The organism is Nocardiopsis sp. Huas11 (assembly GCF_003634495.1).
GTDB lineage: Bacteria > Actinomycetota > Actinomycetes > Streptosporangiales > Streptosporangiaceae > Nocardiopsis.
In genome coordinates, this window is the sequence record NZ_RBKY01000001.1 from 1,994,150 (window position 1) to 2,007,723 (window position 13,574).

The window sequence follows — 13,574 nt, forward strand, 5'->3', positions numbered from 1 at the left end:
GCCCCACGTTGTGATGGTGAGGGGTCCCTTCGGTTCACCATACGCAGACCGACGAACCGCGGCCACCGGTCCGGCAGCACTCCCACAGTGCCGGACCTTGAGGAGAAGGCTCGCGTTCGAGGGTCAGGTCAGTCGTTGGACACACACGGTATAAGCGAACTGCCCGCGAGGAAATGGCATCACGAAAGAAAATTTCGCCTCGCAGGCACGAACCCCCTCCGGGAAGCCCGTTATCCACCCTTGACCGTGGGTCATTTCACGACATCACGCCCGCCCCAGACGCCCTCTCAACGGTCCTCGTGACCATCACCACCGGTGCGGTCACCGGCCGCCCCCTCCTCGCCCGCGTCGTCACCACGGGTGAAGGCGTCGAGGAGCCGGCCCGCCGCCAGGGTCGCCGTCGTCCTGCCCGAGCGCACCTCCTCCTCCATGCCCGGAGTGAGGCCGCTCACGCGCGGGTCGCGCAGGAAGGAGTCCATCAGCCGGTCGCGCACCTGGTCCCACATCCAGCTGACCCGCTGGCGCGCGCGCCGCTCGGCCAGGCCGCCCTCGTCCTCCAGGACCTTGCGGTGCTCGGTGACGGCGCCCCAGACCTCGTCCAGGCCGTCCCCGGTCAGACCGCTGCACGTCAGCACGGGCGGACGCCACCCCGGGTGCACCGGCTGGAGCAGCCGCAGCGCCCGGGACAGCTCACGGGCGGCCTTGCGCGCGTCGTCGGCGTGCGGACCGTCGGCCTTGTTGACCGCCACCACGTCCACCAGCTCCAGCACGCCCTTCTTGATCCCCTGGAGCTGGTCCCCGGTCCGCGCCAGGGTCAGGAACAGGAAGCAGTCGACCATCGCGGCGACCGTCACCTCGGACTGGCCCACCCCCACGGTCTCCACGAGCACCACGTCGAAACCGGCCGCCTCCATCAGCAGCATGGTCTCCCGGGTGGCGCGGGCGACCCCGCCCAGCGTGCCCGCCGTGGGCGAGGGCCGGATGAACGCGTTCGGGTCCACCGCCAGGCACGCCATCCGGGTCTTGTCCCCCAGGATGCTCCCGCCGGTACGGGTCGAGGACGGATCCACCGCCAGAACGGCCACCCGGTGCCCGGCCTCGGTCAGCCGGGTGCCCAGGGTGTCGACGAACGTGGACTTGCCCACGCCGGGCACGCCCGTGATCCCGATCCGCCGCGCGTTCCCGGTGTGCGGCAGCAGTCGTACGAGCAGCTCCTGGGCGGCCCGCGCGTGGTCGGCCCGGCGGGACTCCACCAGGGTGATCGCCCGGGCCAGGGTGGGGCGGTGGCCGGCCAGGACGCCCTCGGCCAGGGCGTCCACGTCCACCGGCCGCCCGCGTCGGCGTCCCGAGGTCACGCGCTCACTCCCCCTCCTGCGGCCGGTCGCCGGCCAAGCGCTCCTCCAGCTGGTCGAGCAGGCCGATCGCGGCCTCGGCGATCACCGTCCCGGGCGGGAAGATCGCCGACGCGCCCGCCTGCCGCAGGGCCTCGAAGTCCGCCGGGGGAATGACCCCGCCCACCACGATCATGATGTCGTCGCGGCCCAACCGGGCCAGCTCCTCGCGCAGCGCCGGCACCAGGGTCAGGTGCCCCGCCGCGAGCGAGGACACCCCGACCACGTGCACATCGGACTCCACCGCCTGCGCGGCGACCTCGCCCGGGGTCTGGAACAGCGGACCCACGTCCACGTCGAACCCCAGGTCGGCGAACGCCGTCGCGATGACCTTCTGGCCCCGGTCGTGCCCGTCCTGGCCCATCTTCGCGACCAGGATGCGGGGCCGGCGCCCCTCCGCCTCGGCGAAGTCGTCGACGCGGGCGATCACCCGCTCCATCAGATCCGCCGCGTCCGCGTTGCCCGCCACCTCGTCCTTGTACACGCCCTGAATCGTACGGACCTGCCCGGCGTGCCGGTCGAAGACCTTCTCCATCGCGTCGGAGATCTCCCCCACCGTCGCCTTGGCCCGTGCCGCCTCCACCGCCGCCGCCAACAGGTTGTTGGTCAGCGCCGCGTCCGCACTCGACTCGCCCGCCGCGGCCCGCGTCAGCGCCTCCAGCGCCGAGCGCACCCGCTCCTCGTCGCGTTCGGCGCGCAGCCGCGCCAGCTTCTCCAGCTGCTCGGCGCGCACCTTGGAGTTGTCGACCTTGAGCACGTCGATCTCGTCGCGGGTGTCGGGACGGTACTTGTTCACGCCGATCACCGGCTGGCGCCCCGAGTCGATGCGCGCCTGGGTGCGCGCCGCCGCCTCCTCGATGCGCATCTTGGGCAGGCCCGCGTCGATCGCCGCGGCCATCCCGCCCGCCTTCTCCACCTCCTGGATGTGCCCCCACGCCTGGGCGGCGAGCTCCTGGGTCAGGCGCTCCACGTAGTAGCTGCCGCCCCAGGGGTCCACCACCCGGGTGGTCCCCGACTCCTGCTGCAACAGCAGCTGGGTGTTGCGGGCGATGCGGGCGGAGAAGTCGGTGGGCAGCGCCAGCGCCTCGTCCAGGGCGTTGGTGTGCAGCGACTGGGTGTGGCCCTGGGTCGCGGCCATGGCCTCCACGCACGTGCGGGCCACGTTGTTGAACACGTCCTGGGCGGTCAGCGACCACCCCGAGGTCTGCGAGTGCGTGCGCAGGCTCAGCGACTTGTCCCGCTCCGCCCCCAGGTCCTTGACCAGCCGCGCCCACAGCAGCCGGGCCGCGCGCAGCTTGGCGACCTCCATGAAGAAGTTCATGCCGATCGCCCAGAAGAACGACAGGCGCGGCGCGAAGGCGTCCACCTCCAGCCCGGACCTCTGACCAGCGCGGATGTACTCGACCCCGTCGGCCAGGGTGTAGGCCAGCTCCAGATCGGCCGTGGCCCCGGCCTCCTGCATGTGGTAGCCGGAGATCGAGATGGAGTTGAACCGCGGCATGCGCTGGGAGGTGTAGGCGAAGATGTCGGAGATGATCCGCATCGAGGGCCCCGGCGGGTAGATGTAGGTGTTGCGGACCATGAACTCCTTGAGGATGTCGTTCTGGATGGTCCCCGACAGCTTCTCCGGCGGCACACCCTGTTCCTCGGCGGCCACGATGTACAGCGCCAGGACGGGCAGCACCGCGCCGTTCATCGTCATGGACACGCTCATCCGGTCCAGCGGGATGCCGTCGAAGAGCTGGCGCATGTCGTAGATCGAGTCGATGGCGACCCCGGCCATGCCCACGTCGCCCGCCACCCGCGGGTGGTCGGAGTCGTAGCCGCGGTGGGTGGCCAGGTCGAAGGCGACCGACAGGCCCTTCTGGCCCGCGGCGAGGTTGCGCCGGTAGAAGGCGTTGGACTCCTGGGCGGTGGAGAAGCCCGCGTACTGGCGGATGGTCCAGGGCTGGTTGACGTACATGGTCGGGTACGGGCCCCGCAGGTAGGGCGGCACGCCCGGCAGCCCGGACACGAAGTCCAGGCCCTGCCGGTCGGCGGCGGTGTAGAGCGGCCGCACGCCGATGCCCTCGGGGGTCTCCCACTCCAGGGCGTCGACGGCCTTGCCGGTGTCGGCCTCCACGGCCGCCCGCCAGTCGTTCACCGCCCCGGCGGCCCCGGTGGCCTCCGGAATGGTGGCGGGCTCGGGCGGGCGGGCCTCGACGGTGGAGAAGTCGGGGATCGCGGCGGCGCCGGGACGCGGGTCCTGGGTCATGAGCTCGCCCTTTCGCTGAATCCGGAAGAGTCTGCGCCGGAGGCGTCCGTTGAGGGTGGTAGCCCGACCCCCGTGGAACCCCCTCGGGCGATGGCGGGCGACGGGTGGGCCGGGTCGGTGAGCATCACGTCCGCCAGATCGGTCAACAGGGCGACGGCGTCACAGCCCCGGTGGGCGAAGGCGTCCACGCCCGCCTCCCGGTAGGCGTCGCGCGGCGATCCCGCCAGAAGGACCCGGCGGGCCCCCGCGCCCTTGAGCGCACGCGCCACCGCCTCGGCCGCCTCGGCGTAGACCGCGTCCGAGGAGCAGATCACCGCGATACGGCTGCCCGACGCCGCGAAGGCCTCCGCGGCCTCGGCCGCCCCCTCCAACGGCCCCGGCTCGTGCACGGCGATGCCGCCGGCCGCCAGCAGGTTCACGGCGAACGAGGCCCGCGCGGTGTGCGCCGCCACCGGTCCCAGCGTGGCCAGGAAGACGGTCGGCCGATGGCCGGTGTCGCCCGTCTGGGCGTCGGCGCGATCGCGCAGCGCCTCGAACTCCTGGGCGTAGCGCCGCACCGGGAAACCGCCCGGAGCGCCCAGTGCGGGGGCGGCGGGGCGCGGCAGCGGCGGCTCGTCCAGGTGCGGGAACTCGCTCACCCCGGTCAGCGGGGCGCGGCGGTGCGCCAGGTCCCGGCGGCGCCGTTCCCATACCTGGTCCACCCGGTCGGCCAGCATCCCGGAGCCGAGCGCGTCGGCCGCACCGCCCGCGGCCTCCACCTCCTGGAAGAACGCCCAGCCCGCCCGGTACAGGTCCCCGGTGAGCGACTCGGCGTAGAAGGACCCCCCGGCCGGGTCGATGACCTGCGCCAGGTGCGCCTCCTCCACCAGCAGCGACTGGGTGTTGCGGGCGATCCGGCGGGCGAAGTCGTCGCTCACCCCGACCGCGGAGTCGAAGGGCGCCACGGTCACCGCGTCCGCGCCGCCCACCCCGGCGGCGAAGCACGCCACGGTGGTGCGCAGCATGTTCACGTGCGCGTCGCGGCGCGTCATCATCGCCTGCGACGTGGCCGCGTGCACCCGCATCACCCGGTCCCGGGCCGGCACACCGCAGGTCTGGAGCACCTGGTTCCACATCCCCCGCACGGCGCGCAGCTTGGCGATCACGGCGAACTGGTCGGCGTTGGCGGCCAGGCGGAACTCGATCCGGCGGGCGGCGTCGGCCAGGTCCAGGCCCGCCTCGCTCAGGGCCCGCAGGTAGGCGGTGCCGGCGGCCACCGCGAAGCCGATCTCCTGTGCCTCGGAGCCGCCCGCGTCGTGGACCAGCGTGCCGTCGGCGACCACGAGCCCCAGCCCGGGGCGGCCGGCGGCGTGCTCGGCCGCGAAGCGCACGGGGCCGGCCACCTCGGGGCGCTCCCCGGCCCGGGCGGCGGTGGTCAGGGGGTCGATGCCCAGGTGGGAGATGATCCGCCCGTCGGGTACCCCCGCGTCCTGGTGCGCGGTGAGCAGGGCGCGGGCCGCGTCGGCGTAGTCGGAGCCCGCGTCCACCACCACGGGCGCCAGGTCCAGGTGGACGTCGGCCAGGACCTCGCTCAGCGCGGACGCGGCCACCCCGGGGGCGCGCGCGGAGCCCACGGTGATCCAGAGCGAGGAGACGCCGTTGATGAGGTCGTCGTGCAGGCGGCGCCGCAGGACGGCGGGGTCGGTGTCGGTGTGCCGGGCGCGCACGTCCCAACCGTGGTGTCCGTGGCCGCCGGGCCGGTAGCCGCGGACGAAGGGGGCCTGGCCGGGCAGGCCGGGATCGCTCTCCCGCGTCGACCCGGTGTAGAGGGGAGCGATGTCGAAGCCGTCGTAGGTGGGGGTGGCCAGGACGGACTCGGGCGCGTCCGCGAGGCGTTCCTCGGCGACCCCGCTCTTACGCAGGACCCCGGCCACGAGCCCCCGCCACTGTTCGTAGGAGGCCTCGGGGAATCCTTCGGCCCAGTTGGGACCGGCCGCGGCTCCGCCGACCTCGCTCTCGGAAACGTCCATACTTCGAGATGGTAGAGAACGCCGCTCGGTTGTGGGGCGTCGGGGTGCCGTGCTTCACACGGCGCCGACTCCCCCTTGACCCCCGACCGACCGAGCCCGCGCGGACGTGGGCGAACCGCGGGCGGCGCCGGTGCACACGAGCCACCGGGTGTCACATGAGGTGATCTAAGTCACACTAGCCCCTCAGGCACAACCGACTCGGCGTCCGAGGACACTCACCACACGAGCGCCGCGCCCCCGCGTCCGGCGCTCACCCCGCACACTCTGACCTGAGGACGTTCCCCTGATGTCGAACCCCGCACGCACACGACGCATCACCCTCGGTCTGGTGGCCGCCGGCTCCGCCCTGGCCCTGGCCGCCTGTTCCGGCGCGGAGGAGCCCCCGCCGGCCGAAACCACCGCCGACCCCTTCGAGGAGGCCATGGAGGAGGAGGCCGCGGAGGTCGACACCGCGGACTTCAACCAGGGCCCCATCCCGGACGCCGCACCCGAGCTGGACACGTCCGGACTTCCGCCCGAGCCCGGATCGGACGCGCCCCTGGGCGACCGGATCGCTTGGGAGGCCCTGGAGCAGGTCGCGACGTTCGCCAAGGTCAACGACCCGGACGCCACCTACGAGTGCCCCGAGATCGCCGGCGAGGAGGGCGAGTCGGTCACCTGCACCGTGACCTTCCTCGGTGAGCCGTTCGAGTACACGATCACCATCGAGTCCTCCGGCATCCTCATCAACTACCAGGCGGAGCTGCACGACGGCCCGCTCATCCGCGAGGTCGTCGAGGACGCCCTGCGCTACAGCGAGAACACCGAGCACGTGCTCTGCGACATGGACGCCGACCTCGTCCGCGGCGAGACCGACACCGACGCGCCCTTCACCTGCCAGTCCCTGGACGAGGCGAGCGGCACCGTCAGCGAGCACACCCTGAGCATCTCGATGTACGGCGCCTTCTCGTTCTTCCCTGCCTGATCCCCGCGACGACGACGGCCCCGCCACGGCGGGGCCGTTCGCGTGTCCGGCCCCGTGCGCGCGGCGTCCACGGTGATCGCGCCGCCAGCGCCGCCGTCCACCCGGGCGACGCGGTTCTCGCCTGTGTACGAGTCGCAGGCGAAGAAGTCCGTGCCGCCCCCGACGAGGCTCTGTCGACCTTCGCGTCTGCGCTGCCATACGCCCGTCGGCCCATGAGCCGACCAGCCCGCGGCGCCATCAGGCAACGGCGGCATCGGCCACGGTGGACAGGTGGATGTGATCGATGTGGGCCAGCGTATTGGCACAACTCGCGCGGTCCACCCGCGAGCTGCACACGGGGCCGCCGTAGAAGTAGTCGTAGCTGTAGTGGCTCTCCGAACGGTTGACCTCCTCCCAGGCCCCTTCGGGGTCGAGGCCGGGAGTCCAGATCGCCTCGTCGTAGAGGATGTACGTGACGCCCAGGGCCTCGTGGTGGTCCATCAACCACTGCACCACGACGAGGGCCTGGGCGTGCATGGCGTCGCTGGGCCGCTGTCCGATGGAGGACATCATGTAGTCGCAGGCCGCACCCGTGTGATGGTCGCTGCCGGGCTCGTCGCGCCGGCACGCGACGCCGCCCGCGGGGTCCCAGAAGTTGCCGAACTCGGCCGTGAGCGCGGCGTAGGCACGGCAGGCCAGCGGAGTGGCGCTGTCCTGGACGGGGCCGCAGTCGTCACTGATCTGGGGTCGGCCCCCGCCTCCGACGGGATCGCAGCGCTGTGAGCTGATGGCGACCGCGTCACCGGCGACGCCGCCGAGCTCGGCCACGACGAGCTGGGCGTCGGCCCAGAAGCGCGCGTAGTGGGTCGGGTCGGCGTTGCGCTGGGTTCGGTGGGCGATCAGGCTCGCGGCCATCGCGGGGTCCTCGCCGTCGACGCTGCGGTCCTTGACGTTGGCCACCATGGCCTCGAAGAACATCTCGCTGGAGCGCACGGGATCCATGCGGTCCTCGTACGACCCCCAGGCCCCGTTGTCCCTTTGCTGGAACAGTCCGCGCGAGTCGGGTCCCGCGGCGTCCCCGCGGTCGAGGACCGTGAGCGACGATTCGCCCATGGCGACCATCACACCGATGGTCTGGTCGGTGACCGACAGGTCCATGCCGCCGCCGACGTTGATGATGACGGCCGCGTTCTGCAACTGCTCACCGCTCCACGCACTGTCACCGATCGCGTCCTCGGGGACCTGGCTCGCGTCGACCGCCACCGAGGTCGCGGGGCCGCATGTGGTGATGGCGCCGGAGTCCACCACCGCGATCCCGGTCATCAGAAGCAGGGACAGGGGGGCGGCGACGAACAGACCGTTTCCGCTTCTGGGACCGTCGATGACAGCCCTCCTTCGCGCGAGGATCCAGGGGGTGTACCACGCACCCTTCACTCACGCGCAGCGCGAGGGACAGCGAGAATTCGCGCACGCCGAAGAGCGCCGTACTCCGTGTTCGGGGAAGACAGGGGAAGTCAGGGGAAGTCGTTGGTGTAGCGGTCCAGAGAGTAGCAAACGCGGTCGAAGACGGCAGATGCCGTGCATGGCCCCGGCCCGCCCGCGTCGTCCGCACGCGTCCCCGGGCACCGCGAGCGGGGATGGCCGCTTCCACGCGGCCACGGGCGCCGGTCCGACCGCCGGGCCCGCAGTCCCCGCTCCGCTATCCGCAGTTGGTGCCGGTGCGCACGACCCACTCGCCGCCGATCTGGCCGCCCCAGTCCACGCACTGGCCCGACGCGGACAGGTAGACCGGCCCCGCGTACTGCGTGAAGTCGCCCTTGTCGGTCTGCCACGACGTCCCGTCGCTGGTCTTGAGCGCCGCGTGCATGTTCATCCCGGCGCCGGTGCTGTCGCGCACCACGACCACGCAGTTCTTACCGGAGGAGGAGTTGTAGGCGAGGAAGATCGTGCCGCCGCTGATCGCGGCGTCGTTGACCTTCGAGTATCCGCTGCCGCACTGGCCTCCGTAGGAGGCGGCTGACGCCGGCTCGGGGTCGGCCACGACCACGAGGAGGGCCAGGCTCAGCGCCAGGCTCAGCACCGGGACGATCCTGGTCGAGGCCCGGTGCGCGGAGGTCCTCAGCATGTCAGTCCTGTTCGTGTTCATCGGTGGTCCGTCGTTACCAGGGAGTGGAGCCGGTGCCGGAGGCCCGGTGCTGCTCGACCAGGCGGGTGATGGTGACGGTGCCGTCCCCGTCGGTGGTGTAGGTGACCTCGGCCAGCACCGTGCGGCCGCCCGAGTTCGCGTAGCCCGTCAGGGCCTGCGGGCTGGAGGAGACCGATCCGGCAATGCCGTCGCCGACCGCGCCGCTCTGGTTCCCCTGGCAGAAGCTCCACGCGCACAGCACCGTCGCGCCGTCCAGCCGCGCGTAGCGGCCCGAGCCGCCCGAGGGCTGGAAGGCCACCACGTGCTCGCCCGAGGGGCGTGAGCCGCTGGCGCCGACCCCCGCGCCGACCGTGGCCGTCGTGGTCGTCTCCTCCCCGCCGGACCCCTCGTCGGAGTCCTCGTCCTCCGAGGCTTCCTCCGAGGGCTCCTCGGAGGAAGCCTCGGAGGGCTCCTCGGAGGGGGAGGCGTCCTCGGTGGGCTCCTTGTCGGGTGAGTCGGAGAGACGCTGCGCACCCGGGTCCCCGTCACCGGACGCCTCGCCGCCCTCGCCGCCGTCCTCCTCGGTGGAGAACCAGGAGGCGATCGGCAGGGCGTCCCAGTTGCCGGCCAGCACCACGCCGCCGAAGCCCAGCCCGGCGATCAGGGCCAGGGCCGCCACACCCGCTCCCACCAGTGCCGGCATCCGCCCGGTGGTGCGCTCTTCGCGCATGGCCGTGACGGCGAAGTCGCGTTCGGGCGCGGCCCGCACGCCCTGCCAGTTGTCGTCGACCAGCGCGCCCATGACCCCGCCGGCCGCCGCCGCGGAGGTCACCGGGGCCATGGCGTGCCCCGGACGGCCCGCGGCGACGACCCCGGAGACGAGCTCCAGGGCGGTGGGCCGCCGACCGCCCTCCTTGACGAGCGCGCGCCGCGCCAGGTCGGCCAGCGGTCCGGTGAAGCCGTCCATGTCGGCCTCGCCGCTGATCACCCGGTGGGCGACCACGGCCAGGTCGCCACGGCCGAAGGGCGGTCGGCCCGTGGCCGCGTACGTGACGAGCGCGCCCCAGGCGAAGACGTCGTCGGAGGTACTGGGCGAGGCACCCTGATAGTGGTCGGGGCTGATCCATCCGGGCGAGCCCAGGACCGTGCCGGTCCGGGTGAGCGCCGTCTGGTCCACCGCCCGCGCCACACCGAAGTCCAGGACGCGGGGCCCTTCGGGCGAAAGGACGATGTTGGCGGGCTTGAGGTCGCGGTGCACGACGCCCGCCGCGTGGATCTGGGCGAGTGCCTCGGCCACGCCGGCGGCGAGCCCGGTCAGCAGCCGTTCGTCCAGAGCGCCGAACTCGCGCACGTAGGCGCTGAGCGTCAGGCCGCGGATCAGGGGGGTGACCAGCCACGGCCGCTCGGCCGCGGTGTCAGCGTCGAGCAGGGGGACGGCGCACGCTCCGCCCACGGCGCGCAGCAGGTCGACCTCCCGGGCGAAGCGGGCCCGGAACTCGGCGTCGGACGCGTACTCAGGATGGATGAGCTTGACCGCGACCAGTTCGCCCCCGGCGGCGTGGGCGGCGTACACGACGCCCATCCCGCCCGAACCCAGTCGCTTGATCGGCCGGTAGGGACCGATCCGGGTGGGGTCGGTGGAGGTCAGATCGGTGGCGGACGCCGGGAGGGTGACGGATGAGGGGTGTGGGTTCACTGCGAACAGATCCTGGTGGGACGAGGGTTGAGCGCAGGCGTGGACAGGGCCGGCTGGGCACAGTGGGGTCAGAGGTCATCAAGGGACGTTTGGATCGTAGCGCCCCTCACCCGCCATCACACGGACAATCTGGGCGAACCCTGGGCCGGGAACACTCCCGAGCCGTGATCCGGCGACATCGACGGCCGCGCGTCCGTGCACGGTCGCCGACACGTCGCATGAGGCTGGACGGGGTGACCTCCCCGACTTGCCCGAAAGCCCGGCATGCCAGCCGATGCGGTGCTTTCGTCCCCGTACGGAAGGATATTGACGGCGTCACTGGAACACTGCTAGACATCTCACGCCCCTGTCCTCCTCCGGTCCCTGCCCCGCCGGATCCGCGTCGTGTCGCGTTGAGCGCCTTCTCACCGACGGAACGCGACGAGCCCCACTCGCGCAAGGGAGCCCAGAATGGTGGACCAACCCACCAGCCCCGCGTCGGACCCCTCCACCCCCCGGTCCGGCTCGCTGCGCCGTTCCCTCACAGCTCTCGGGCACCGTGTCCGCGCCAGTGGCCCGGGTCTGATGGTCTCCGTCCTCGGCGCCGCGCTCATCAGCACGGTCCTCGGCGCCGGAGCCATGGGGCGCGCCGACGAGATGTCCGACGGCGCCGTCTGGCTCTGGAGCAGCCCTCTCGGCGAGAGCGTCCGGGTGAACGGCAACAACGGGCAGATCGACCTCGTCGCCGCGCTGCCCGAGTCGGCCGGCAACCGGGTCCAGGTCACGCAGAACGACGACTACCTCCTCCTGCTCGACCCCGTCACCGGCCGGGTGACCTCCATCGACCTGCGGGAGATGGGCTTCTCCGGCGTCCTCGAACTGGGCGCGGGCGAGGACGTCAGCCTGGCCCTGGGCGAGGACACCGCCGTGGTCATCGACCACGGAGCCGGGGAGGTCAGGGCGGTCGACCCCGCGACCCTCCAACCCACCGGTCCCTCGCTGAGGGTCCCGGCCCCGCTCGTGGGCGGAGCCTTCGACGACTCCGACACCCTCTGGCTGGGTGTGCCCACCCAGGGCACGGTCGTCGGGGTCAAGGTCCAAGAGGAGGACGCCACCATCAGCCAGACGGCCTCGGTGGCCGACCCCGGCGCCGACATCGCCGTCACGGTCCTCGACGACGGCGTGCTCGCGGTCGACCGCTCCGGGGACGGCATGGTCGCCCTGCGCAACGGCGGTGAGCCGCGGACGCTCACCTCTCCGATCCCGCTTGAGGGCGCCGAGATGCCGCTGCGCACCCGGGGCGACCTGGCCGCCGTCACGATCCCCGAATCCGGGGACATCGTCACCGTGCAGGACCCGGGAGGCTCGTCCACCGTCGGTCACCTGGCCACCGGTCATGAGGGCGGCGGGATCGCGGTGCCCCACGCGGGCCACCTCTACGTGCCCTACGACGAGGACGGCGTGGTGCGCGCCTTCCAGCCCTCGGGCGAGGAGCTGAACCCGATCACCCTGCCGGACGCGCAGGGCCCGCTGGAACTGGAGACCCGCGAGGGCAACCTGTACATCAACGCGCCCGACTCCGGGGTGGCCGCCGTGGTCGACCAGGACGGCCAGGCGCGCGTGATCGACAAGACCGCTCCGCCGCCGGGACCCGGCGACGAGGAGGACGAGGACAAGCCCGCGCCCCAAGGGCCGCGGCCGAACGTCCCCCAGCCGGACCAGGAGGACGGCACGCCCCAGCCGGACGGCGAGAGCCCTCGGCCGGGGACGCCCGACCCCACGGACCTCGCGGCGCCCGCACCGGTGACGCCCGCTCCCGCAGACCCGCCCCCGCCCCCGGACGACGATGACGAGGACGAGACCGGTGTGGCACCAGGCGCGCCGACTCCCGTCACCGCCACCTCCGGGGACGGCTCGGTGTCCCTGAGCTGGCCCGAGGCGTACTCGCCGGACGCGCCCGTCGAGGAGTACGCCATCACCTGGGACGGTGGCTCGACCACGGTCGCGGGCACGGAGCTCGGAGCCGGCATCGACGGGTTGTCCAACGGGACCGCCTACCGCTTCCGAGTGACGGCGACCAACGAGTACGGCACCGGCCCGGCCGCCCAGACCCCGGAGGTCACGCCCAACACAGCGGCGCCGGGCGACCCGTCCAACGTCACGGCCGAGGCGTCCGGCAACGACTCGGCGACGGTCTCCTGGAGCACCGCGGACAACGCCGCCGACTACGTGATCACCTCCGTCAACACCGGTGGCGGCGCGGCGCCCAGCGACCGCACGTCCACGAGCAGCTCGGTGCAGGTCACCGGACTGACCCCTGGGCAGACCTACACCTTCACGGTCACCGCGCGGGGCGAGGGCGGTGTCGAGGGCGGGTCGGCCACCAGTTCCCCGATCACCATGAGCTCCGAGACGGTCGGCGCTCCGAGCAACGTCAGCCACAGCGTCAGCGGAAACCAGGTCACGGTCACCTGGACGGCGGCGGAGAACGCGGCCCAGTACCGCGTCACCCCGGGCGGCGGCGGCGGCTCGGCGCTGGGCGGCGCGGTCACGGTGAGCGGGACCTCGCACACCTTCACCCGGGGCGGCGGCCGCTGCTACTCCTTCACCGTGACGGCGCTCGGCGCCGACGGCACCGAGGGCGACGGATCCGCGTCCAGCCCCGGCGCCTGCGTGCGGGAGTTCAGCTGATGCCCACGACGGACCACACACACGAGGAGGCGGCCGTGTCGCCGAGGAAATCCCGCAAGCGCGTCTGGGCCAGTGCTGCCGGCGCGATCGTCGTGGCCACGTCAGCGCTGGTCCTGACCTCCGCCACGGCCGCCCAGGGCGCCGACCCGGCGCAGGTGTGCAACACCGGACGCGGGCTTCCGGACGGAGCAGGCCCCTTCCGGACGGTCGGCAGTGTGGCAGTGCCAGGAGGTGGGGGAACCGTACACCTGCTCTACGACGACACCTACAACTGCGCCGTCACCACCAACAACGGGGTGGGGACCGTGTACATGGACGTCGGCCTCCGGCTGGCCGGGAGCGGCGCCGGTGCCTGGGACCACGGAAACTTCGGCGAGTACGCAGGCCCCGTCTACGTCTCCGCCAGAGGCATCTGCGTCGACTACACCGGAGCCGTGGGCGACCAGTCCGCGAGCCGGACCGGCACCAACTGCGAGGAGTGAGGCG

General features: G+C 72.6%; 9 protein-coding genes. 3 read left to right on the top strand and 6 right to left on the bottom strand.

The features are described 5' to 3' along the window. Positions 1-287: 287 nt before the first annotated feature. From meaB to DFP74_RS08870, 3 genes are read right to left on the bottom strand one after another with little or no spacing between them, the layout of a single operon-like run. Complete coding sequence (meaB, locus tag DFP74_RS08860) at positions 288-1,355, bottom strand: methylmalonyl Co-A mutase-associated GTPase MeaB (protein WP_121181246.1); 1,068 nt, start codon at positions 1,353-1,355, stop codon at positions 288-290. Between the two features lie 4 nt (positions 1,356-1,359). After that, the gene (scpA, locus tag DFP74_RS08865; RefSeq protein WP_121181247.1) at positions 1,360-3,645 is read right to left on the bottom strand and encodes a methylmalonyl-CoA mutase; all 2,286 of its coding nucleotides are present in this window, start codon (positions 3,643-3,645) and stop codon (positions 1,360-1,362) included. After that, a complete protein-coding gene (locus tag DFP74_RS08870; RefSeq protein WP_121181248.1) occupies positions 3,642-5,654 on the bottom strand; it encodes a methylmalonyl-CoA mutase family protein in 2,013 nt (670 codons plus the stop codon). The genes scpA and DFP74_RS08870 overlap by 4 nt, the downstream gene beginning before the upstream one ends. Positions 5,655-5,940: 286 nt before the next feature. On the opposite strand from DFP74_RS08870, the gene DFP74_RS08875 reads away from it, so the two are divergent. After that, on the top strand, positions 5,941-6,618 hold the full coding sequence (locus DFP74_RS08875; RefSeq protein WP_121181249.1) for a hypothetical protein: 678 nt from the start codon (positions 5,941-5,943) through the stop codon (positions 6,616-6,618). 237 nt (positions 6,619-6,855) lie between these two features. On the opposite strand, the gene DFP74_RS08880 is transcribed toward DFP74_RS08875, so the two are convergent. The 3 genes from DFP74_RS08880 to DFP74_RS08890 form a co-directional block, all read right to left on the bottom strand. Next, complete coding sequence (locus tag DFP74_RS08880) at positions 6,856-7,920, bottom strand: hypothetical protein (protein ID WP_147453843.1); 1,065 nt, start codon at positions 7,918-7,920, stop codon at positions 6,856-6,858. Positions 7,921-8,296: 376 nt separating this feature from the next. Continuing rightward, positions 8,297-8,722: a spore-associated protein A gene (locus DFP74_RS08885; protein ID WP_121181251.1), complete on the bottom strand. Its 426-nt coding sequence runs from the start codon at positions 8,720-8,722 to the stop codon at positions 8,297-8,299. Positions 8,723-8,756: 34 nt separating this feature from the next. Beyond that, positions 8,757-10,418 (bottom strand): serine/threonine-protein kinase, encoded by a 1,662-nt coding sequence (locus DFP74_RS08890; protein ID WP_121181252.1) that lies wholly within the window; start codon positions 10,416-10,418, stop codon positions 8,757-8,759. Between the two features lie 450 nt (positions 10,419-10,868). On the opposite strand from DFP74_RS08890, the gene DFP74_RS08895 reads away from it, so the two are divergent. Then, positions 10,869-13,088 carry a fibronectin type III domain-containing protein gene (locus tag DFP74_RS08895; RefSeq protein WP_121181253.1) on the top strand — a complete coding sequence of 740 codons (2,220 nt, stop codon included), beginning with the start codon at positions 10,869-10,871 and terminating at the stop codon, positions 13,086-13,088. Next, positions 13,088-13,570, top strand: a complete 483-nt coding sequence (locus tag DFP74_RS08900) for a spore-associated protein (protein ID WP_233570883.1) — start codon at positions 13,088-13,090, stop codon at positions 13,568-13,570. The genes DFP74_RS08895 and DFP74_RS08900 overlap by 1 nt, the downstream gene beginning before the upstream one ends. The last annotated feature ends 4 nt before the right edge of the window (positions 13,571-13,574 follow it).

Coding starts and splice junctions, on each gene's coding strand:
- scpA (WP_121181247.1), bottom strand. CDS start 3,645: ATGACCCAGGACCCGCGTCCCGGCGCCGCCGCGATCCCCGACTTCTCC.
- DFP74_RS08880 (WP_147453843.1), bottom strand. CDS start 7,920: ATGACCGGGATCGCGGTGGTGGACTCCGGCGCCATCACCACATGCGGC.
- DFP74_RS08885 (WP_121181251.1), bottom strand. CDS start 8,722: ATGCTGAGGACCTCCGCGCACCGGGCCTCGACCAGGATCGTCCCGGTG.
- DFP74_RS08895 (WP_121181253.1), top strand. CDS start 10,869: ATGGTGGACCAACCCACCAGCCCCGCGTCGGACCCCTCCACCCCCCGG.
- DFP74_RS08870 (WP_121181248.1), bottom strand. CDS start 5,654: ATGGACGTTTCCGAGAGCGAGGTCGGCGGAGCCGCGGCCGGTCCCAAC.
- DFP74_RS08900 (WP_233570883.1), top strand. CDS start 13,088: ATGCCCACGACGGACCACACACACGAGGAGGCGGCCGTGTCGCCGAGG.
- DFP74_RS08875 (WP_121181249.1), top strand. CDS start 5,941: ATGTCGAACCCCGCACGCACACGACGCATCACCCTCGGTCTGGTGGCC.